Source organism: Pseudomonas sp. PGPPP4 (genome assembly GCF_002256045.1).
Taxonomy (GTDB): domain Bacteria; phylum Pseudomonadota; class Gammaproteobacteria; order Pseudomonadales; family Pseudomonadaceae; genus Chryseomonas; species Chryseomonas oryzihabitans.
Map to the genome: position 1 here is coordinate 186590 of NZ_NKID01000006.1, position 20546 is coordinate 207135.

Consider the following 20546-nt stretch of genomic DNA (forward strand, 5'->3'; position numbering starts at 1 on the left):
AGCCTCGACCAGCAATAAGTCCTCACTAAATCGTCTATATCGAACATTCCTGCCAATTTCAAAAAGAACATTGCGAGAGCTGCCCTGGGCGGACTAACGTAAGCGCCATGCACAACGCCCATACCCTCATCCTCCTCCGGCAGCACCGCTGCCTGCGACTGGTCAGTCCACGACTGCGAAGCTCGACCGCGCTCGCTTCGTAAGCCCCGACCACGCCCAAGGAAAGAATCGCCATGACCATGCTCAAAGATCCCTCGCAGAAGTACCGTCCCTTCACGCCCGTCGCCCTGCCCGACCGCACCTGGCCGGACAAGGTCATCGACAAGGCGCCGATCTGGCTGTCCACCGACCTGCGCGACGGCAACCAGTCGCTGATCGAGCCGATGGATGCCGAGAAGAAGATGGCCTTCTTCAAGTGCCTGGTCGCCGTGGGCCTGAAGGAGATTGAGGTGGGCTTCCCCTCCGCCTCCCAGACCGACTTCGATTTCGTCCGCGAGCTGATCGAGGGCGGTCACATCCCCGACGACGTCACCATCCAGGTGCTGACCCAGGCCCGTGACGACCTCATCGAGCGCACCTTCGAATCGCTCGAGGGTGCCAAACGCGCCATCGTCCACTACTACAACGCCTGCGCGCCGAGCTTTCGCCGCATCGTCTTCAACCAGGACAAGGCCGGCGTCAAGGCCATCGCCGTGGCCGCCGGCCAGACCATCGTGCGCCTGGCCGCCGAGCGGCCGGAGACCCAGTGGGGCTTCGAGTACTCCCCCGAGGTGTTCAGCTCCACCGAGACCGACTTCGCCGTCGAGGTGTGCAACGCGGTGATCGCGGTGTTCGCACCGACCCCGGCCAACAAGCTGATCCTCAACCTGCCCGCCACCATCGAGTGCGCCACGCCCAACAACTACGCCGACCAGATCGAATGGTTCGGTCGTCACATCGACCGCCGCGACAGCGTGCTGATCAGCGTCCACACCCATAACGACCGCGGCACCGGCGTCGCCGCCTCGGAACTGGCGGTGATGGCCGGCGCCGATCGCGTCGAAGGCTGCCTGTTCGGCAATGGCGAGCGCACCGGCAACGTCTGCCTGGTGACCCTGGCGCTCAACCTCTACACCCAGGGCGTCGATCCCGAGCTGGACTTCTCCGACATCGACGCCGTGCGCAAGACCGTCGAGGAGTGCAACCAGCTGCCGGTGCACCCGCGCCATCCCTATGTCGGCGATCTGGTCCACACCGCCTTCTCCGGCTCCCACCAGGACGCCATCCGCAAGGGCTTCGCCCAGCAGAAACCGGATGCGCTGTGGGAAGTGCCCTACCTGCCCATCGACCCGGCCGACATCGGCCGCGACTACGAGGCGGTCATCCGCGTCAACAGCCAGTCGGGCAAGGGCGGCATCGCCTTCCTGCTGGAGCAGGAATACGGCATCAGCCTGCCGCGCCGCATGCAGATCGAATTCAGCCAGGTGGTACAGCGCGAGACCGATCGCCTGGGCCTGGAAATGACCGCGGCGCAGATTCACGCCCTGCTCGAACAGGAATACCTGCAGGCCAAGAGCCCCTACGCCCTGGTCAGCCACAAGCTGCGCGAGGAAGATGGCACCTCCACCGTCGACATCAAGGTCGCCGTCGAGGGCCGTACCGAGACCTGGCACGGCACTGCCAAGGGTCCGCTGGAAGCCCTGGTCGCCAGCCTGCCCCAGGCGGTGGAGATCATGGACTACCACGAGCACTCCATCGGCGCCGGCGCCAACGCCAAGGCCGCCTCCTACATCGAGGTCCGCCTGGAAGGCCAGCGCCCGCTGCATGGCATCGGCATCGACGAGAACATCACCACCGCCAGCTTCCGCGCCCTGCTCAGCGCCCTGAATCGCGCGGTGACCCAGGCCCAGGCCAAGGCCGCCTGATACTGACATTCGTCAAACCAAAGGGAATGCCCGTCGGCGTTCCCTTTTTTTATGGCGAATCAGCGGAGATACTCCTCACTTCCTAGGGATCGTCTCGCCTGCCCGCTTCGGCCAGCCGGGCAGCTTGTCTGGATAGGCAATGACCTCCACTCTGTCGCGAAACACCTCTTTGCTGCGTGACGCCAGCGCGCTGGCGCTGCTGTTCCTGCTTAGTTCGGTCCTGTGCATCCTCTTCACCCGCCAGGCGTCCTCCACCGTGGCCACCCTCTGGTTGCCCAACGGCCTGGCTATTGCCTGGCTGCTGCGCTCGGCACCCCGTCGCTGGCCACTGCAGCTGCTGGCGGTCTGGCTGGCCGGCGCCCTGGCCGAATTGCCTTTTAGTGGTGACCCGGCGACCGGCGCCCTCTATTCCCTGCCCAATCTGGCCGAGATCCTGTTCGGCGCCTGGCTGCTGCATGGCCGCATCCTCCATCCCGAACGCAATGTCGCGGCCATGGGACGACTGCTGTTCTACGGGGTGCTGGTGACCCCCTTGGCTGGTACCACCCTGGGAACCCTGCTCGCCGCCCAGCAGGGCAACCCCGAGTTGCTGCGAGTGGCCCTGCACTGGTACCTCGGCGACGCCCTCGGCCTGCTGGTGATGATGCCCCTCGCCTTTCTCGGCCGCCCGCTGCAGTGGCTGCAATTCAGCCGGCAGGGTGCCCGCGAATTCATCATCCTGCTGCTGATCAGCCCCGTGCTGGTGCTCGGCCTGCTGGCCTACGTGCCCTATCCCTACGTCTACGTCTCCACCCTGCTGCTGCTGATGACCCTGAGGCTCACCGCCCTGGGTACCGCGATGGTCGGCGGCCTGAACATCCTGATCTTCACCTACCTGGTAGCCCATGGTTATCTGCTCGGCATCCGCGGCGCTACCCTGGTGCAGGAAGCCCTGACCTACATTCCAGTGGCCCTGATGCAGATTCCCCCGCTGTTGCTGGCCGCCGCCGTGCAGCAGAGCCGTCACCATAACCAGCGTCTGGCGCGCAACGAGGCGCGCTTTCGCCATGCCCTGAGCGCCGCACCCTATGGCATGGCACTGCTGTCGGTGGAGGGCCGCCTGAGTCAGGTGAACGTGGCCCTGGAGGCCATGCTCGGCTATCCGCGCCACAGCCTCGACGGCCGGTTGCTCAAGGAGTTGATCGCCGACGCCGAAGAACCCCTGACGATCGAGGAAGGCGAGCAGACCCGCCGTCTGCTGCACCGTGATGGCCAGGGACTGTGGATGCAACTGGCGCTGTCGCCCGACCATGACGATGGCGACCTGCTCACCGGCTATCTGCTGCAGGTCCGCGACATCGACGCCCAGCGTCGCGCCGAGGCGACCAATGCCCGCCTCCGCGAGCGGCTGCAACTGGCCATTCGCGCCAGCAACGTCGGCATCTGGGAATGGGATACCCGCAGTCCGGGCTTCAATGCCGATGCGCGGCTGAGAGATCTCTACGGCATCGCCCCCGACAACCTCAGCCGGGACATGGACTTCTGGCTCACCTTCATCCACCCGGACGACAAGGCGCGTTCGCTGGAGGTGTTCGACAAGGTCGCCAGCGAGTCGATGTTCTACACCTTCAACTTCCGCATCAATCGCGGCGGCCCCGGCGGCGAGGTGCGGCATATCCGCTCCGAGCTGATCTCGGTGGTCGAGGCCGACGGCCATGTGCGCCTGGTCGGCAGCAACAGCGACGTCACCGAGCACCACCAGCTGACTACGGCGCTCTACGAGGAAAAGGAACGGCTGCAGGTCACCCTGGCCTCCATCGCCGACGCCGTGCTGACCACCGACATGGACGGGCGCATCCTCTTTCTCAATCCGGTCGCCGAACAGCTCACCGGCTGGTCGCTGGCGGATGCCCGGGGACGCCCCCACGAGGAGGTCTTCCGCATCCACGACAGCCAGAGCGACGAGGTCCTGCCCAGTCCGGTGACCCGCTGCCTGCGCGAGCAGACCATTACCTCCCTGGACGAGGGCGCGGTGCTGCTCAGCCGCCAGGGTGAAAGGCACGAGGTGCAGGATTCGGCCGCGCCGGTGCGTACGGTGGATGGCCGCATCATCGGCGCGGTGCTGGTGTTCCAGAATGTCACCCATGCCCGCAACCTGCAGCGCGAGCTGAGCTACAACGCCTCCCACGACGCCCTGACCGGTCTCTACAACCGCCTGAAGTTCGAGCAGGAGCTGGACCTCGCCTGGCAGCAGGCCCAGGCCGGGACCGTCCAGCACGCGCTGTGCTTCATCGACCTCGATCGCTTCAAGGTGGTCAACGACTCCGCCGGCCATGCCGCCGGCGATCTGCTGCTGCGCGAACTGGGTACCCTGCTGCGCGACTCCCTGCGCGGCTCGGATGCCGTGGCGCGTATCGGCGGCGACGAATTCGCCCTGCTGCTGCGCGACTGCGATCTGGTGCAGGCCGAGGCCGTCGCCGAAAAGCTCATCGCCAGCATCGGCGCCGTGCGCTTCAACTGGCAGAACCGGATCTACGACGTCGGCGCCAGTGCCGGCATCGTAGCCATCACCGCCGAAACCCCGAGCCCGGCCGAATTGATGAGCCAGGCCGACGTAGCCTGCTACACGGCCAAGCACGCCGGGCGCAATCGCGCGGCGCTCTATCGCGCCGGCAGCGAGGACGTGGAGCGCCAGCACCGCGAGATCCTCATGGCCAGCGGCCTGCGCGAGGCCCTGGAGCAGCACCGTTTCGAGCTGCACGCCCAGACCATCGTCCCCACCCGCAGCCACGGCGGCGCGGCGCAGCATGTCGAGTTGCTGCTGCGCCTGCGCGATGTCCAGGGCCAGCTGATCTCGCCGGCCACCTTCATCCCGGCCGCCGAGCGCTTCGGCCTGATGAGCAGCATCGACCGCTGGGTGGTGCGTCAGGTGCTGGTCGAACTGGTGCCCTGGCTGCAGGAACGACCCGGGCTGCACGTGGGCATCAACCTCTCGGGCAACAGCCTGAGCGATCCCGACTTCCTGCCCGAGTTGCTGGAGCTGATCGCCGCCTCGCCGCTGGATCCGCAGCGCCTGCTCTTCGAGCTGACCGAGACCGCGGTGATCAACAAGCTTTCGGTGGCCTCGGCGCTCATCAGCCAGGTCCGCGAACGCGGCTGCCGCATCGCCCTTGACGACTTCGGCGCCGGCCTCAGCTCCTTCGCCTACCTCAAGCACTTCCGCGTCGACTACGTGAAGATCGACGGCAGCTTCATCCGTACTCTCGACCAGGATCCGCTGGATCGCGCCATCGTCGAATCCATCAACCAGGTCGCCCACCACCTCGGCGCCGAGACCATCGCCGAATTCGTCGAGTCCCAGGCCACCTTCGAATTGCTCGGCACCATCGGCGTGGACTACGCCCAGGGCTATGCCCTCGGCAAACCCCTGCCCCTGCGGGAGTGGCCCGGGCCTACGCGCTTCGAACCTTGAGCCGCGGCCATCGGTCGTAACCTGCATGACTCCCCAACCCGATGAGGATCCCATGCACACTCGTACCCTTGGCCATTCAGACCTCCAGGTGCCGCCGCTCTGCTTTGGTGGCAACGTCTTCGGCTGGACCCTGGACGAAGCCCAGTCCTTTCGCATGCTGGACGCCCTGCTCGACGCGGGCCTGACTTTCATCGACACCGCCGACGTCTATTCGCGCTGGGCCCCGGGCAACAGCGGCGGCGAATCCGAGACCCTGCTGGGCAAGTGGTTCGCCCGCAGCGGCAAGCGCGACCAGGTGATCCTGGCCACCAAGCTGGGCATGGACATGGGTGAGGGTCGCAAGGGTCTCAAGGCCAGCTATGTGCAGCAGGCGGTGGAGGCCTCGCTCAAGCGCCTGCAGACCGATCGCATCGACCTCTACCAGGCGCACTGCGACGACGAGGACACCCCGCTGGAGGAAACCCTGGGCGCCTTCGCGCGGCTGGTGGAACAGGGCAAGGTGCGAGTGATCGGTGCTTCCAACTACAGCGGCCAGCGCCTGCGCGAAGCGGCCCAGGTCGCCGAGCGCCTGGGCGTGCCGGCCTACCAGAGCCTGCAGCCCCACTACAACCTGCATGCCCGCCAGGACTACGAGACCGAGCTGGAACCCGTGGTCAAGGAACTCGGCCTGGGCGTGATCAGCTATTTCTCCCTGGCCAGCGGCTTCCTGACGGGCAAGTACCGCACCAAGGACGATCTGCAGGGTTCGCGCGCGGAGATGGTCAAGCGCTACCTTGACGAACGCGGCATGGCCATCCTGGCCGGCCTCGACGAGATCGCCGAAAAGCACGGAGCCACCCCGGCCCAGGTCGCCCTGGCCTGGTTGATCGCCCGCCCCAGCATCACCGCGCCGATCGCCAGCGCCACCTCCCAGGCCCAACTCGACGACCTGGTGGCAGCCACCCGGCTGCAGCTACCGGCCGACGACATCACCCTGCTGGATCAGGTCAGCGCCTATCGCTGAGGTTTCGCGATCACGGACGCCGTCACCCCAGCAGCTGACATCGAGAGTGGAAAAGGCTGCGCCGTTTTCCACGCTACGCATCAGCCATCACCGCAGCGGTTGATGATCCAGGTGGCCGCCAAAACCACCCCCCTCGCTCGGACAACCCCCTCTCCCTTTGGGAGAGGGCTGGGGTGAGGGAATCCCCAGTAGCTGATATCGAGAGTTGAAAAGGCTGCGCCGTTTTCTACGCTAAGCTCTTAATCAGCTCCTACCGTACATAATCCAGCGGCAAAGCGGTGCTGTACTTGATCTGCTCCATGGCGAAGCTGGAGCTGACGTCCAGCAACCCCGGGACCTGGATCAGCCGCTTGTAGACGCCATCATAGGCGGCGATGTCCGGCACCACGATGCGCATCAGGTAGTCGGTGTCACCGGCCATGCGGTAGAGCTCGACCACCTCCGGAATGGCCGCCACCGCCTCATGGAAACGCTGCAGCCAGTCCATGGCGTGCTGATTGGTGCGCACCGAAACGAAGACCGTCACCCCCACGTTGAGCTCACGGGGATCGAGCAGTGCCACCCGGGCGCGGATGACCCCCTGCTCCTCCAGCTTCTGGATACGCCGCCAACAGGCCGTGGTACCCAGGCCGATGCGCTCGGCGATATCGGCCACCGGTCGGGTGCTGTCCTGCTGCAAGATCTCGAGAATGGCGCGATCGAAGCGATCCATGAAATCATTTTCTCTGTAAAGGCTATTCGAAAGAATTCTATTCCGCTCGAAAGCCTAATAAGCGATAAAAAAGCAAATTTCTTCACGCGCGCCAGCTTTAGCCTAGGTCCATTCAAATGCCCGAGGCCGCCATGGACGCTTATCCCCTGTATTTCGATTACGCCGCCACCACCCCTGTCGACGATGTCGTCATCGAAGCCATGCTGGGTTGTATGGGGCGCCAGGGCGTCTTCGGCAATCCCGCTTCTCGCGGCCATGCCTTCGGCAACGACGCCCAGCGCGCCGTGGACAGCGCTCGCCAACAGGTGGCCGACCTGGTCGGCGCCCGGCCCGAGCAGCTGATCTGGACCTCCGGCGCCACCGAATCCAACAACCTCGCGCTGCTCGGCGTGGCTCGGCGGCGCGGGCATGGTCATCTGATTACCAGCTGCCTGGAGCACCGGGCGATACTGGATACCGCCGCCCAGCTGGAAGCCGAGGGCTTCACGGTCACCTACCTGGCGCCGGACGCGGCAGGCCTCATCACCCCGGAGGCCATCGCGCAGGCCTGGCGAGCGGACACCTGCCTGGTCTCGCTGATGAGGGTGAACAACGAGCTGGGCACCCTGACCGACATCGAGGCCATCGGTCGGCTGGTGCGCGCCCGGGGCGCCCTCTTCCACGTGGACGCCGCCCAGGCCACCGGCAAGGTCGCCATCGACCTGGCTGGTCTGGAGGTCGATCTGATGTCCTTTTCCGCGCACAAGACCTATGGGCCCAAGGGCATCGGCGCCCTCTATGTCGGTCCGCGCGCCGAGGGGGCCCTGCAGGCGCAGATCCACGGTGGCGGCCATGAACGCGGGCTGCGTTCCGGCACCCTGGCCACCCACCAGATCGTCGGCATGGGGACCGCCTTCGCCCTTGCCGGCCAGGCCATGGCGCGAGAGAACGAGCGTCTCGGCCAGTTGCGCGAGCGATTCCTGGCCGGGGTCCAAACCCTGAACGGCATGCAGCTCAATGGCTGCGCCCGGCAGCGCATTCCCCACACCCTGAATCTCACCTTCGCCACGCCGTTGGACACCGCGGCGCTGCAGCGGCAGCTGGCCTTCTCGACCACCTCGGCCTGCAGTTCGGCCAAGGCGGCGCCCTCCCATGTGCTCTTGGGCCTTGGCCTGACCGCCGAACAGGCGGCGCGCAGCTACCGATTCAGCCTGGGTCGCTACACCACCGCGGCGGACGTGGACCAGGCCATCGCCCTGATCCACCAGCATGCCGCCCAGCCAGCGCCCTTCTGGGCCTGATCAGTCCAGGCGAAAGGCATCGGCATCGCGCTGCGCCGGAAAGCGCTCGCGATAGGCCGTGAGGGCTGCGGCCGACAGCGTCGTGTGGAAGATGCCGGATTCCGCGCCGGCCTCCACCAGGGGTTCCCCCTGGAAGTCCAGCACCTGGCTGTCACCGGCATAGGGATGACCGTTGCCGTCGCTGCCGATCCGATTCACGGCCGCGACATAGCAAAGATTCTCGATGGCCCGCGCCGGCAGCAGGCGATTCCAGTGGCCGCGCCGCGGCGCCGGCCAGTTGGCCACATAGAGCAGCAGATCGGTGTCGTCCTGGGCGCGACTCCAGACCGGGAATCTCAGGTCGTAGCAGATCAGCGGGCGGATCCGCCACCCCTTGAGCGTCACCCGCAGCCGCTGCTCGCCCGGGGCATAGTGCTCGTGCTCGCCAGCCATGCGAAACAGATGGCGCTTGTCGTAGTGCTGCAACCTGCCATCCGGCGTCGCCCACAGCAGGCGATTGCGGTGCTGTCCAGCCGCGTCCCGCACGATCAGGCTGCCGGTGACCACCGCGCCGAGCCGCTGCGCCTGTCCGCTCATCCAGGCCGCTGTCGGACCCTCCGCGGGCTCGGCGAGCGCGGCCGATTCCATGGAAAAGCCGGTGGTGAACATCTCGGGCAGGATGATCAGGTCGGTCTCGCCGACTTCCGTCAGCAGCGCCTCGAAATGGGCGCGGTTGGCGGCCGGGTCGTGCCAGGCCAGTTCGCTCTGCACCAGCGCCAGGCGCAGGTCCTGGGTGGGGGTCAGATCGCGCATAGCCGCTCCGCTGCCTGACGCAGGGTGTCTTCGCGCTTGGCAAAGCAGAAGCGCACCAGGCGCAGGTCCGCGGGTGGCGTCTGGTAGAACACCGACAGCGGAATGGCGGCGACGCCATGCTCGCGGGTCAGCCATTCGGCCATGGCCACGTCGTCCAGCTCTGGGCGAATGGCGGAGTAGTCGACCACCTGGAAATAGGTGCCGGCGGCGCGCTGGAAGGTGAAGCGCGACTCGCCCAGCAAATCGCAGAAGAGATCGCGCTTGGCCTGGTAGAAGGCCGGCAGCTCGCTGAGGTGCTCGGGATGGGCGGCCATGAAGTCGGCCAGGGCGCATTGGATCGGCGTCACTCCGCAGAAACTCACGTACTGGTGCACCTTGCGCAATTCCGCCGACAGCGCCGGTGGCGCCACCACGTAGCCGGTCTTCCAGCCGGTGATGTGATAGGTCTTGCCAAAGGAGCTGACCACGAAGGCGCGGGCATAGAGTTCGTCGTGGGCGATGACGCTGGCATGGCGCTCGCCGTCGTAGACCAGGTGCTCATAGACCTCGTCGCTGACCAGATAGAGATCGCGCCCGCGGATCAGCGCGGCCAGGCGATCCAGTTCGGCGGCGCTGACCAGGGCGCCACTGGGGTTGTGCGGGGTATTGAGCACGATGGCGCGGGTGCGCGGACTCAGGGCCGCTTCCAGTGCCGGCCAGTCGATACCGAAGCCCGGCAGCGCCAGGGGCACGTGCACACAGCGCCCGCCGGCCAGTTGCACCGAGGGTTCGTAGCTGTCGTAGCAGGGATCGAAGACGATCACCTCGTCGCCCGGCCGCACCAGCGTCTGCAGGGCGCAGAACAGGCCCTGGGTGGCGCCGGGGACGATGGTGACCTCGGTCTCGGCGTCCACCTCTCGGCCATAGAAGGCGGCGACCTTGGCCGCCACCTGCTGGCGCAGCGCCGGCAGCCCGGTCATGGGCGCGTATTGGTTGTGGCCGGCCGCGACATGGCGACCGACCGCCGCGAGCAACTCGGCCGGGCCATCGAAATCGGGAAAGCCCTGGGACAGATTCAGCGCGCCGGTCTGGGCGGCGAGCTGGGACATGCGGGTAAAGATGGTGACGGCGAGGTCGGGAAGCTTGCTCTGGATCATCGCGCGGGCACAGGTCTGGCTGGAAGGAGATCGGCAGACTGCGATTTTTTGTGGCTAAGGGCAAGTCTTGCCGGGCCAACGCCCGGGCGCAGCGGTCAATTCAGGCATCCCCTCTCCCCGTGGGAGGGGGCCAGGGTGAGGGTAAGCGCGTGGCCTTTTCCTTGAAGCGTCGGCGCGGGGATCGCCCTCACCCCAACCCTCTCCCGGAGGGAGAGGGGGTCGTTCGGTGTACCGCCTCGGCCGGGAGGCAGGCAACCACCGTAGCGTGGAAAACGGCGCAGCCTTTTCCACTGGAGAGGATGCTGCAAAGGAAATTTTCCAAAAAAAAGGGGGCTCTTCTGAGCCCCCTTCCCTGCACAACGCCCGAACGGCTTACCGCCGCTTGTCCTTGCGCTTCTTCTCGGCCTTCTTGTGGTGGCTCATCAACCGGCGCTTCTTGTTGACCTGGCGCTCGGTGAGGGTGTTCTTCTTGCCCTCGAAGGGGTTTTCGCCACCGCGGTATTCGATGCGGATCGGCGTCCCCACCAGCTTGAGCACCCGGCGATAGGTCTTTTCCAGGTAGCGGGTATAGGACTTGGGCACCGCTTCCGTCTGGTTGCCGTGGATGACGATCAGCGGCGGGTTGGCACCGCCCAGGTGGGCATAGCGCAGCTTGATGCGGCGCCCGCTGACCATCGGCGGCTGGTGCTCCTGCACCGCGTCCTCGAGGATCTGGGTCAGGCGGCTGGTGGGCCAGCGGGTGGTGGCCGAGGCGAAGGACTGCTGCACCGACTTGTACAGATGGCCCACGCCGGTGCCATGCAGCGCCGAGATGAAGTGGATGTCGGCGAAGTCGACGAACAGCAGCCGGCGTTCCAGTTCGGTCTTGACGTAGTCGCGCTCGCCGGACTCCATGCCGTCCCACTTGTTGAGGGCGATCACCAGGGCACGGCCGGTCTCCAGCACGAAGCCGAGCAGGTTGAGGTCGTGCTCCACCACGCCTTCGCGGGCGTCCATGACGAAGATCACCACGTTGGCGTCCTGGATCGCCTGCAGCGTCTTGACCACCGAGAACTTCTCGACCGCCTCGAAGACCTTGCCGCGGCGGCGCACGCCGGCGGTGTCGATCAGGGTATAGCGTTCTTCGTTGCGCTCGAAGGGGATGTAGATGCTGTCGCGCGTGGTGCCGGCCTGGTCATAGACGATCACCCGCTCTTCGCCGAGCATGCGGTTGACCAGGGTCGACTTGCCGACGTTGGGTCGACCGATCACGGCGATCTTGATGCCGGTGGTCTCGTCGATGCCCTGCACGCGGCGGAAGACGTCACCACCCTCTTCCGCGGCCGCCCGCACCTGCTCCTCGGAGAGTTCCTCGACCTCGACCTCGTCCTTGGGGAAGACGCCCAGGGCGGCTTCCAGCAGGTTGTTCACGCCGCGCCCGTGGGCCGCCGCGATGGGAAAGGCGTCGCCGATGGCCAGCGGGCTGAATTCCGCCCGGGCGATCTCGGGATCGACGGTGTCGACCTTGTTGGCCACCAGGAAGGTGCGCTTGTTTCTCTTGCGCAGGTGCTCGGCGATCATCTGGTCGGCGACGGTCATGCCGTCGCGGGAGTCCACCAGGAACAGCACCGCATCGGATTCTTCGATGGCCTGCAGCGACTGCTCGGCCATCTTCAAGTCGATGCCTTCCTCGTCACCGGAGATACCGCCGGTGTCGACCACGATGTAGGTGCGCCCCTGCCACTTGGCTTCGCCGTACTTGCGATCGCGGGTCAGGCCGGCGAAGTCGGCGACGATGGCGTCCCGGGTCTTGGTCAGGCGGTTGAAAAGCGTGGATTTGCCGACGTTCGGCCGCCCCACCAGGGCAATTACGGGAACCATGCGGCTCTCCCAGAGCAGAAAACACGATGGCCGCTACCGAACTTCACGGTAGCGGCCATCGGTTGAGGATAAAGGGTTCTAGCGCAGACGATAGGCGACGAGTTTACCGCCATTGCCGTAAACGTAGAGCATATCGCCGACGACCAGTGGCCGTACCCGGACGCCGTCACCGTCGACCTTGGTGCGACCGACGAAACGCCCATCGACCTGGCTCAGCAGGTGGATGTAGCCGGCGTAGTCGCCCACCACCACGTTGCTCGACCAGACCACCGGCCCGGTGAGCTGGCGACGGGCCAGATCGGCGTTGGTCCAGAGCGCGGAGGTCGAGGATTCCTCGACGGCTTCCACGGTGCCGTTGTCCAGGCTCAGGTAGACGTTGCCGAAGCCTTCGGCCACGCCGTCGTAGCTGGAGGCGTCACGCTGCCAGAGGATCTGGCCGTTGGCCGGATTGAGCGCGACCACGCGGCCGTTGTAGCTGACCACATAGAGGGTGTCGCCCGACAGCGACAGGCCGCCGTCCACGTCGACGATGCGCTCCAGTTCGGAACGGCCCTTGGGCACGGCGATCTGCTGTTCCCACAGCGGCAGGCCACGCTGCACGTCCAGGGCAACCACCTTGCCGCTGGCGAAGCCGGCCATCACCACCTGGTTGGTGACCAGGGGGGCGCCGGTGCCCCTCAGACTCAGCACCGGCTGGGTGTCTTCGTAGATCCAGCGACGGGTACCGCTGCCCAGCTCGAAGGCCTGCAGCTTGTCGTCCTGGGACTGCACCACCACCACGTCGTTGTTGACGACCGGAGCGGACAGCACTTCGCTGGAGGCCTGGGCGCGCCACTTCTCGTCGCCACTGGCACTGTCGAGGGCGATCACCTGGCCACGCAGGGTCCCGACCAGCACCAGGCCGGAACCGACCCCGACGCCGCCGGAGACCGGCAGGTCCAGGTCCTTCTTCCACAGCACCTGACCGGTCTCGCGATTCATCGCCATGACCCGGCCATCGGCATCGGCGGCAAAGATGGTCTGGCCGTCCACGGCCGGGACCAGGCGGTTGTATTCCTTGCCCTGGCCGTCGCCCACCGAGCGACTCCAGACTTCATCCAGCCGGACCTCGGCCTTGATGTCCTTCAGCTCGGCCGGCGGCAATTCCTTCTTGCCGGTGCTGCTGCACCCGACGACCGCAAGGGCGAGACCCAGTACCGCGATAGGCTTCCAGCGCAACATCAGGCGTCTCCTTTGGCGAGATCATCGAGTTTCATCTGCAGCACGCCTTCGGCTGCATCGTTAGGCAGCGCGGCGCGGGCTTTTTCGTAGGCGGCGCGGGCCTCGGTCGGCTTCTTCAGCGCCACCAGCAGATCGCCCCGCAACTCTTCGCGGTTGGCGACATAGGCCTTGGGCGCCTCGCCATCCAGCAGCTTGAGGCCTTCTTCGGCCTTGCCCTCGGCCGCCAGCACCCGGGCCAGGCGCTGCCGCGCCAGCTCGCCGAGTTCGGCATCGTGGGGCTTGTCCACCACGGCCTTGAGTTCGGCGGCGGCGTCGTCCAGGCGATTGTTCTCCACCGCCACCTTGGCGACGAAGAGACTGCCGTACTGGGCGTAGGCGGTGCCGGAATAATCCTGCTTGAGCTTGCCGTAGGTATCGGTCACCCGCGCGGTGTCGACCTTGCCACCGGGCGCCAGCGCGGCTTCCACCAGCTGCTGATAGAGCACCGAGGCGCCTTGCGCCTGGTTGTTCTGATAGCGCTGCCAGCCCTGCCAGCCGAGTACCGCCACCAGGGCGATGACGCCACCGGCCACCAGCGGCTTGCCGTTACGCTGCCACCAGGCCTTGGCGACCACCAGATTGTCGTCGTCGATGGAACTCAAATCCGTTCTCCTCAATTCCCGCGACCGGAACCGGCCGGGGGCAAAATCTCGTCCAGACGAGCGGCCAGGGCCGCGAAATCGACCTTTTCCTGGGGCGCTTCGCCACGCAGCGGCTTGAGCGCCACCTGTTGCGCGGCCAGTTCGTCCTCACCCAGGATCATCGCCCAGAGCGCGCCGCTCTTGTCGGCCTTCTTGAACTGGCTCTTGAAGCTGCCGGCACCGGCGTTGACCAGCAGACGCAGGTCGGGACGGGCATCGCGCAGCTGCTCGGCCAGCTTGAGACCGGCCAGTTCGGCCGCCTCGCCAAAGGCGCAGAGATAGAGATCGGCGGGGCGCTGCAGATCACCGGGCAGGCACTCCAGGGTTTCCAGCAGCAGCACCAGGCGCTCGACGCCCATGGCGAAGCCGACACCCGGGGTGGGCTTGCCGCCGAACTGGGTGATCAGGCCATCGTAGCGGCCACCGGCGCAGACGGTGCCCTGGGCGCCGAGCTTGTCGGTGACCCACTCGAAGACGGTCCGGCCGTAGTAGTCCAGGCCACGCACCAGCTTGGGATTGATCTGGTAGCGGATGCCGGCGGCGTCCAGGCGGGCCTTGAGGCCATCGAAGTGGGCGCGGGATTCGTCGTCCAGGTAGTCCGCCAGGGTCGGGGCGTCCTGCAGCAGCGCCTGGGTCTGGGCGTTCTTGCTGTCGAGGATGCGCAGCGGATTGGTGGTCAGGCGGCGCTGGCTGTCTTCGTCGAGTTGCTCGAAGCGTTCCTGCAGATAGGCCACCAGGGCTTCGCGATAGCGCCCGCGATCGGCGCTGGAACCCAGGCTGTTGAGCTGCAGGGTGACGGCGTCGGTCAGCCCCAGGCGCTGCCAGAGGCGCGCGGTGAGCACGATCAGTTCGGCGTCGATGTCCGGACCGGGCAGGTTGAACACCTCCACGCCGATCTGGTGGAACTGGCGATAGCGGCCCTTCTGCGGCTTCTCGTAGCGGAACATCGGGCCGGCGTACCAGAGCTTCTGTACCTGGCCACCGCCGGTCATGCCGTGTTCGAGCACGGCCCGCACGCAACCCGCGGTGCCTTCCGGCCTCAGGGTCAGGGACTCTTCGTTGCGGTCGAGGAAGGTGTACATCTCCTTGTCCACCACGTCGGTGCCCTCGCCGATGCCGCGGGCGAAGAGTTCGGTGAACTCCATGATGGGCAGACGGATCTCGTGGTAGCCATAGCCGTCGAGCAGCGTCGCGAAGGTACGTTCCAGGTAGCGCCAGGCCGGGGTCTGCTCCGGCAGGATATCGTTCATGCCACGGATGGCTTGCAGGGACTTGCTCACGAAAGGGCCTTATTCCTTGATCTTTCAGCTGCGCGCGATGAGCGCGGCATCCGCTTCGGCCTTTTCGGCCGCCTTGCGGCGGATGAGCCCTTCCAGCTCGTCCACCAGATTGTCGTTGTTCAGCTTGGAGGCCGGCTTGCCGTCGATGTACACCAGGTTGTTGGGCGTACCCCCGGTCAGGCCGACATGGGCCTCCTTGGCTTCGCCGGGGCCGTTGACCACGCAACCGATCACCGCGACGTCCAGGGGCACCAGCAGGTCCTCCAGGCGCCCTTCCAGTTCGTTCATGGTCTTGACCACATCGAAGTTCTGCCGCGAGCAGCTCGGGCAGGCGATGAAGTTGATGCCGCGTGAACGCAGGCGCAGGGATTTCAGGATGTCGAAACCGACCTTGATCTCCTCGACCGGATCGGCCGCGAGCGAGATGCGGATGGTGTCGCCGATGCCTTCGGCCAGCAACATGCCCAGGCCCACGGCGGACTTCACCGTACCCGAACGCAGGCCACCGGCTTCGGTGATGCCCAGGTGCAGCGGCTGCTCGATGCGGGTGGCCAGCTGGCGGTAGGCGGCCACGGCCATGAAGACGTCGCTGGCCTTCACGCTGACCTTGAAGTCCGGATAGTCCAGCTTCTCCAGGTGATCGACGTGACGCATGGCCGATTCCACTAGGGCTTCCGGGGTGGGCTCGCCGTATTTCTTCTGCAGGTCCTTTTCCAGCGAACCGGCGTTGACGCCGATGCGGATCGGGATACCGCGCTCGCGGGCCGCGTCGACCACCGCCCGGACCCGGTCTTCGCGACCGATGTTGCCGGGGTTGATGCGCAGGCAATCCACGCCCAGTTCGGCCACGCGCAGGGCGATCTTGTAGTCGAAGTGGATGTCGGCCACCAGCGGCAGACTGACCCGCTGCTTGATGCGACCAAAGGCTTCGGCGGCGTCCATGTCGGGCACCGAGACGCGCACGATGTCGGCACCGGCGTCCTGCAGGCGCTGGATCTGCGCCACGGTGGCGTCGACGTCGCAGGTTTCGGTGTTGGTCATGCTCTGCACGGCGATGGGGGCATCGCCGCCGACCGGCACCGAGCCGACCCAGATCTTGCGGGACAACCGACGTTTGATGGGCGATTCGCTATGCATGCTGGTTTCCCATGGGGTCGCCGGACGTCATTGTCCGGCCTGACCGAGTTTGATGCGGGCGGTCTCGCCCTTGGTGTAAGGCGCGAGGTCGACGACCTGGCCGTTGTAGGAGATCTGGGCACCGCGGGCAAAGCCGAGACGGATGTTCACCGGCGCCTTGATCGAGGCGTATTCGAGGCTCTCGCCGCCTTTCTTCACACCGCTGAAGAGGATCTTGCCGGTACCGTCGCTGACCTGCGTCCAGCAATTGGCGGTGAAGCGGATGTTCAGGCTGTCGCTGCCGGCGACGGGCGCCGCGGCAGGCGCGCTGGCCGGCGCGGCCGGGGTCGCGGCGGCGGGTGCCGTGGGCGCTGGCGAGGTCGAACCCGTGACCGGAGCCGGGGTGGGCGCGGCGGTCGGGGCGGTCATGGCGGCGACGGCATTGGCATCCGGCGTCGGCGTGCCCACCGGGGACGGCAGGGTGGCGGCCGGCTGCTGGGCGGTGACCGGGGGCTGTTCTTCCGGCTCGTCGATGGGATGGATCTCGGTCTTGCCGTCGGCACCCTCGACCTCGACATGCTCCATGCTCACGGCACTGGCGCTGGAGGCCTGGCGACTACGCTCCTGCCACCAGAACAGGCCCATGGCGATGATCAGCACCACCAGGATGAAACTGACGAATCTGAGGACATTGCGCGACAGCCGCACCGGCTCGTCGAGACGCCCCAGGCTGTGCACGGTGCTGCCCTTGGCATCGGTGCCGGTGTAGCCGTCGAAGGTCCGTACCAGTTCGACCTGATCCAGGCCGAGCAGCTTGCCATAGGCCTTGGTATAGCCGCGGGCAAAGGTGTGCCCCGGCATCTGCTGATAGTTGCCGGACTCGAGCTGCTCGATGATGCGCTCGCTGAGGTTGAGATTCTGGGCGACCTGGGCCTGGCTCCAGCCAAGCGACAGGCGCTTCTGACGCAAGATCTCACCGGGATTGCCCCGTCCGGCGTGTACCGCTTCGGATTGCACTGCGGTCATTTCTGCTCCGACTGAAGTTGACGATATTCAGGTGAGTTCGGGTAGAGGCGCTTCAGCTGCAGGGCATAGCTCGCGGCGGTGTTGCGATCATTGAACACCTCGGCGAGGCGGATCCCGAGCAACAGGCTGCGGGCATCCTGGGGACTGAGCTGGCTGAAGGCCTGGTAATAGCTCCGAGACGGCACATAGTCGCGCGTCTGGTAGGCCAGTTGAGCCAATTCGAACAGGGCCCTGGGCTGATTGCGATCCAGCCGCAGGGATTTTTCCAGATTTTCCTTGCCCAAGTCGACCTGATTGAGTCGCAGGGCGGTCAGGCCGAGATTCTCGAACACCCGGGCGCGTTCGGGATAGAGACTGTCTTCGGCGGCCTGGGTGAAACGTTCGTAGGCATCCTTGTAGCGCCCCTGCTCATAGAGGAAGCTGCCATAGTTGTTGAGGATGCGGGCATCGCGGGGCCGCTCGCGCAGGGCCAGGCGGTACTCCTGATCGGCCAGATCGGTCTCGCCCTGGGCCTGGAACACCAGCCCGAGGGCGGCATGGGCGTCGGCGCTGGACGAATCCAGCTCCAGGGCCTTCTTCAGCGGCACCTTGGCCTGTTCGGTGTTGCCCTGCTGGACATAGCCGAGGCCGAGCTGGATGTAGGCATCACGGGCCTGCATCCGCCCCTGGCGGGTATCCATGGGATTGCGGTCGCCCTCGGTCACGCAGCCGGCGAGGCCGCCGACCACCAGGGCGAGCGCGACAGCCGCAAAGCGCGTGATCGCCATGGTCGCGCCCTCAGCCCTGGAGCGGCGTTACGGTTTCGGCACCGTCGAGCTGGCGAACGGCGATGTAGCGCTGGCTGCGGCGGGTGCGGTCCATGACCTGGCCCACCAGCTGGCCGCAGGCGGCGTCGATGTCGTCACCGCGGGTGGTGCGCACCGTGACGTTGAAACCGGCCTGCTGCAGCAGCTCCTGGAAACGGCGAGTGGCGTTCTTGCTCGGCCGCTCGTACCCGGAGTGCGGGAAGGGATTGAAGGGAATCAGGTTGATCTTGCAGGGCACGTTGCGCAGCAGCTCGATCATCTGCAGGGCATGTTCGGGCAGGTCGTTGACGTCCTTGAGCAGAGTGTACTCGATGGTCAGGACGCGTTTCTCGCCCAGTTGGCCGATGTATCTCTGGCAGGCGTCGAGCAGCATGGCCAGGGGATACTTGCGGTTGATCGGCACCAGCTCGTTGCGCAGCTCGTCGTTGGGCGCGTGCAGCGACAGCGCCAGGGAGACGTCGATCTGCTTGGCCAGCTCTTCGATCATCGGCACCACGCCCGAGGTGGACAGGGTCACCTTGCGCTTGGAAATGCCGTAGCCGAGGTCGTCCATCATGATGCGCATGGCGGCGACGACGTTGTCGAAGTTCAGCAGGGGCTCGCCCATGCCCATCATCACCACGTTGGTGATGGCCCGGTCGATCTTGGCGGGCACGCTGCCAAAGGACTTGTTGGCGATCCACACCTGGCCGATCACCTCGGCGGCGGTGAGGTTGCTGTTGAAGCCCTGCTTGCCGGTCGAGCAGAAGCTGCAGTCCAGCGCGCAACCGGCCTGGGACGACACGCATAGGGTGCCGCGGCCGTTCTGCGGAATGTAGACGGTCTCGACGCAGCTGCCGGAGGCGACGCGGATCACCCACTTGCGGGTGCCGTCGCGGGAGATGTCCTCGCTGACGATCTCGGGGCCACGGATCTCCGCGGCGGCCTTGAGCTTTTCCTTGAGCGCCTTGCCCAGGTTGCTCATGGCGTCGAAATCATCGATGCCGAAGTGATGGATCCACTTCATGACCTGGCCGGCGCGAAAGCGCTTCTCCCCGATGGACTCGAAGAACGACTCGAGTTGCGGCTGGGTCAGGCCCAGCAGATTGACCTTATCGGTGGCTGTGGTCATGGGATCACCTCGACGAAATCTGTTTGAAGCCCACGCAGGGCGCGGGCGGTGCCAGGAAGGCGGGCTGGCCGCTTCCCTGGCCAGCGCTCATCCTTAGCGGATGCGCTCGCAGACTTCGGTGGCTGCGAAGAAGTAGGAGATCTCGCGAGCGGCGGACGCTTCGGAGTCCGAACCGTGGACGGCGTTCTCGTCGATGGAGACGGCGAAGTCGGCACGGATGGTACCGGCGTCGGCCTTCTTGGGATCGGTGGCGCCCATCAGCTCACGGTTCTTGGCGATGGCGTTGTCGCCTTCCAGCACCTGGACCACGACCGGACCGGAGGTCATGAAGGAGACCAGGTCCTTGAAGAAGGGACGCTCTTTGTGTTCGGCGTAGAAGCCACCGGCTTCGCGCTCGGACAGCTGGACCATCTTGGCAGCGACGACGCGCAGGCCAGCCTTCTCGAAGCGGGTGACGATCTCACCGACGACATTCTTGGATACGGCATCGGGCTTGATGATCGACAGGGTACGTTGAACAGACATGTGAACTCCGAATGTGGGAATAGAGCAAAAACGAAACCCGCGGATTATACGCGGGTCCCGGTGAAAAGCGTAGCGCGGTACGGGCGATGCGTCAGGCGGACTCTTCGATCCAGGCGGCCTGGATGGCCTCCAGCACCTTCTCGCCACCCCGCAGGGGATCGTCGTCGAACTCCGGCAGCTCCACGACCCAGTTGCGCAGCTTGAGGAAATTCACGTAGCGCGGATCCACGTCGGGATGGGCGTCGTTGAGTTCGATGGCGATATCCAGCACATCGGTCCATTTCAGTGCCATGACAGCTGTCCTCAGTGACCTTCGGAAACCTGGTTGATGGTGTAGCGCGGAATCTCCACCACCAGGTCTTCGCTGCCAACTACCGCCTGGCAGGACAGGCGCGAACGCATCTCCAGGCCCCAGGCCTTGTCCAGCATGTCGTCTTCGAGTTCATCGGAAGGCTCGAGGGAGTCGAAGCCCTCCTGGATGACCACGTGGCAGGTGGTGCAGGCACAGGACATCTCGCAGGCGTGCTCGATGTCGATGCCGTTGCGCAGGGCCGCGGCGATGATGGTTTCGCCTTCGCTGGCTTCGAAGACCGCGCCCTCGGGGCAGTGCTCGGCGTGGGGCAGCAGGGTGATCTGCGGCATG

18 protein-coding genes are annotated in these 20546 nt (G+C 65.8%); 4 read left to right on the forward strand and 14 right to left on the reverse strand.

Going from position 1 to position 20546, the window contains the following annotated elements; all coding sequences use genetic code 11:
• The first annotated feature begins 233 nt into the window (after positions 1-233).
• From leuA to CFE50_RS13230, 3 genes are all read left to right on the forward strand, one after another.
• Positions 234-1904 (forward strand): 2-isopropylmalate synthase, encoded by a 1671-nt coding sequence (gene leuA, locus CFE50_RS13220; RefSeq protein ID WP_241810049.1) that lies wholly within the window; start codon positions 234-236, stop codon positions 1902-1904.
• 139 nt (positions 1905-2043) lie between these two features.
• Positions 2044-5355 (forward strand): EAL domain-containing protein, encoded by a 3312-nt coding sequence (locus CFE50_RS13225; protein ID WP_286734195.1) that lies wholly within the window; start codon positions 2044-2046, stop codon positions 5353-5355.
• 52 nt (positions 5356-5407) lie between these two features.
• Positions 5408-6358, forward strand: coding sequence for an aldo/keto reductase (locus tag CFE50_RS13230; protein WP_286734197.1), 951 nt, complete (start codon positions 5408-5410; stop codon positions 6356-6358).
• Positions 6359-6608: 250 nt separating this feature from the next.
• On the opposite strand, the gene CFE50_RS13235 is transcribed toward CFE50_RS13230, so the two are convergent.
• Positions 6609-7070, reverse strand: a complete 462-nt coding sequence (locus tag CFE50_RS13235; protein WP_007162437.1) for an Lrp/AsnC family transcriptional regulator — start codon at positions 7068-7070, stop codon at positions 6609-6611.
• 131 nt (positions 7071-7201) lie between these two features.
• Between CFE50_RS13235 and CFE50_RS13240 the strand changes: the two genes are divergently transcribed.
• Positions 7202-8350 carry an aminotransferase class V-fold PLP-dependent enzyme gene (locus CFE50_RS13240; RefSeq protein ID WP_286734201.1) on the forward strand — a complete coding sequence of 383 codons (1149 nt, stop codon included), beginning with the start codon at positions 7202-7204 and terminating at the stop codon, positions 8348-8350.
• Here CFE50_RS13240 and CFE50_RS13245 read toward each other — a convergent pair whose 3' ends face one another.
• The 13 genes from CFE50_RS13245 to fdx form a co-directional block, all read right to left on the reverse strand.
• The gene (locus CFE50_RS13245) at positions 8351-9142 is read right to left on the reverse strand and encodes an amidohydrolase (RefSeq protein ID WP_286734204.1); all 792 of its coding nucleotides are present in this window, start codon (positions 9140-9142) and stop codon (positions 8351-8353) included.
• Positions 9130-10278, reverse strand: coding sequence for a pyridoxal phosphate-dependent aminotransferase (locus tag CFE50_RS13250; protein ID WP_286734207.1), 1149 nt, complete (start codon positions 10276-10278; stop codon positions 9130-9132). The genes CFE50_RS13245 and CFE50_RS13250 overlap by 13 nt, the downstream gene beginning before the upstream one ends.
• A gap of 372 nt (positions 10279-10650) precedes the next feature.
• Positions 10651-12138 carry a ribosome biogenesis GTPase Der gene (gene der / locus CFE50_RS13255; RefSeq protein WP_007162433.1) on the reverse strand — a complete coding sequence of 496 codons (1488 nt, stop codon included), beginning with the start codon at positions 12136-12138 and terminating at the stop codon, positions 10651-10653.
• 78 nt (positions 12139-12216) lie between these two features.
• Positions 12217-13359, reverse strand: a complete 1143-nt coding sequence (bamB, locus tag CFE50_RS13260) for an outer membrane protein assembly factor BamB (protein ID WP_093256016.1) — start codon at positions 13357-13359, stop codon at positions 12217-12219.
• Positions 13359-14000, reverse strand: coding sequence for a tetratricopeptide repeat protein (locus CFE50_RS13265; protein WP_007162431.1), 642 nt, complete (start codon positions 13998-14000; stop codon positions 13359-13361). The genes bamB and CFE50_RS13265 overlap by 1 nt, the downstream gene beginning before the upstream one ends.
• A gap of 11 nt (positions 14001-14011) precedes the next feature.
• Positions 14012-15319 (reverse strand): histidine--tRNA ligase, encoded by a 1308-nt coding sequence (gene hisS, locus CFE50_RS13270; RefSeq protein ID WP_286734214.1) that lies wholly within the window; start codon positions 15317-15319, stop codon positions 14012-14014.
• Between the two features lie 24 nt (positions 15320-15343).
• Entirely contained in the window at positions 15344-16456 is a 1113-nt protein-coding gene (ispG, locus tag CFE50_RS13275; RefSeq protein ID WP_007162429.1) for a flavodoxin-dependent (E)-4-hydroxy-3-methylbut-2-enyl-diphosphate synthase, read from the reverse strand.
• 27 nt (positions 16457-16483) lie between these two features.
• A complete protein-coding gene (locus CFE50_RS13280) occupies positions 16484-17461 on the reverse strand; it encodes a RodZ domain-containing protein (RefSeq protein WP_286734217.1) in 978 nt (325 codons plus the stop codon).
• A complete protein-coding gene (gene pilW, locus CFE50_RS13285) occupies positions 17458-18228 on the reverse strand; it encodes a type IV pilus biogenesis/stability protein PilW (protein ID WP_007162427.1) in 771 nt (256 codons plus the stop codon). The genes CFE50_RS13280 and pilW overlap by 4 nt, the downstream gene beginning before the upstream one ends.
• Positions 18229-18238: 10 nt before the next feature.
• Complete coding sequence (rlmN, locus tag CFE50_RS13290) at positions 18239-19378, reverse strand: dual-specificity RNA methyltransferase RlmN (RefSeq protein ID WP_007162426.1); 1140 nt, start codon at positions 19376-19378, stop codon at positions 18239-18241.
• 93 nt (positions 19379-19471) lie between these two features.
• Positions 19472-19903 (reverse strand): nucleoside-diphosphate kinase, encoded by a 432-nt coding sequence (gene ndk / locus CFE50_RS13295; RefSeq protein WP_007162425.1) that lies wholly within the window; start codon positions 19901-19903, stop codon positions 19472-19474.
• Between the two features lie 91 nt (positions 19904-19994).
• Positions 19995-20195 (reverse strand): Fe-S cluster assembly protein IscX, encoded by a 201-nt coding sequence (iscX, locus tag CFE50_RS13300; RefSeq protein ID WP_286734224.1) that lies wholly within the window; start codon positions 20193-20195, stop codon positions 19995-19997.
• 11 nt (positions 20196-20206) lie between these two features.
• Positions 20207-20545, reverse strand: a complete 339-nt coding sequence (fdx, locus tag CFE50_RS13305) for an ISC system 2Fe-2S type ferredoxin (protein WP_007162423.1) — start codon at positions 20543-20545, stop codon at positions 20207-20209.
• Between the last annotated feature and the right edge of the window lies 1 nt (position 20546).

Bases quoted from the DNA above. Each gene is read 5' to 3' on its own strand.
- leuA (WP_241810049.1), top strand. From the start codon at position 234: ATGACCATGCTCAAAGATCCCTCGCAGAAGTACCGTCCCTTCACGCCC.
- CFE50_RS13225 (WP_286734195.1), top strand. From the start codon at position 2,044: ATGACCTCCACTCTGTCGCGAAACACCTCTTTGCTGCGTGACGCCAGC.
- CFE50_RS13230 (WP_286734197.1), top strand. From the start codon at position 5,408: ATGCACACTCGTACCCTTGGCCATTCAGACCTCCAGGTGCCGCCGCTC.
- CFE50_RS13235 (WP_007162437.1), bottom strand. From the start codon at position 7,070: ATGGATCGCTTCGATCGCGCCATTCTCGAGATCTTGCAGCAGGACAGC.
- CFE50_RS13240 (WP_286734201.1), top strand. From the start codon at position 7,202: ATGGACGCTTATCCCCTGTATTTCGATTACGCCGCCACCACCCCTGTC.
- CFE50_RS13245 (WP_286734204.1), bottom strand. From the start codon at position 9,142: ATGCGCGATCTGACCCCCACCCAGGACCTGCGCCTGGCGCTGGTGCAG.
- CFE50_RS13250 (WP_286734207.1), bottom strand. From the start codon at position 10,278: ATGATCCAGAGCAAGCTTCCCGACCTCGCCGTCACCATCTTTACCCGC.
- der (WP_007162433.1), bottom strand. From the start codon at position 12,138: ATGGTTCCCGTAATTGCCCTGGTGGGGCGGCCGAACGTCGGCAAATCC.
- bamB (WP_093256016.1), bottom strand. From the start codon at position 13,359: ATGTTGCGCTGGAAGCCTATCGCGGTACTGGGTCTCGCCCTTGCGGTC.
- ispG (WP_007162429.1), bottom strand. From the start codon at position 16,456: ATGCATAGCGAATCGCCCATCAAACGTCGGTTGTCCCGCAAGATCTGG.
- CFE50_RS13280 (WP_286734217.1), bottom strand. From the start codon at position 17,461: ATGACCGCAGTGCAATCCGAAGCGGTACACGCCGGACGGGGCAATCCC.
- pilW (WP_007162427.1), bottom strand. From the start codon at position 18,228: ATGGCGATCACGCGCTTTGCGGCTGTCGCGCTCGCCCTGGTGGTCGGC.
- rlmN (WP_007162426.1), bottom strand. From the start codon at position 19,378: ATGACCACAGCCACCGATAAGGTCAATCTGCTGGGCCTGACCCAGCCG.
- ndk (WP_007162425.1), bottom strand. From the start codon at position 19,903: ATGTCTGTTCAACGTACCCTGTCGATCATCAAGCCCGATGCCGTATCC.
- iscX (WP_286734224.1), bottom strand. From the start codon at position 20,195: ATGGCACTGAAATGGACCGATGTGCTGGATATCGCCATCGAACTCAAC.
- fdx (WP_007162423.1), bottom strand. From the start codon at position 20,545: ATGCCGCAGATCACCCTGCTGCCCCACGCCGAGCACTGCCCCGAGGGC.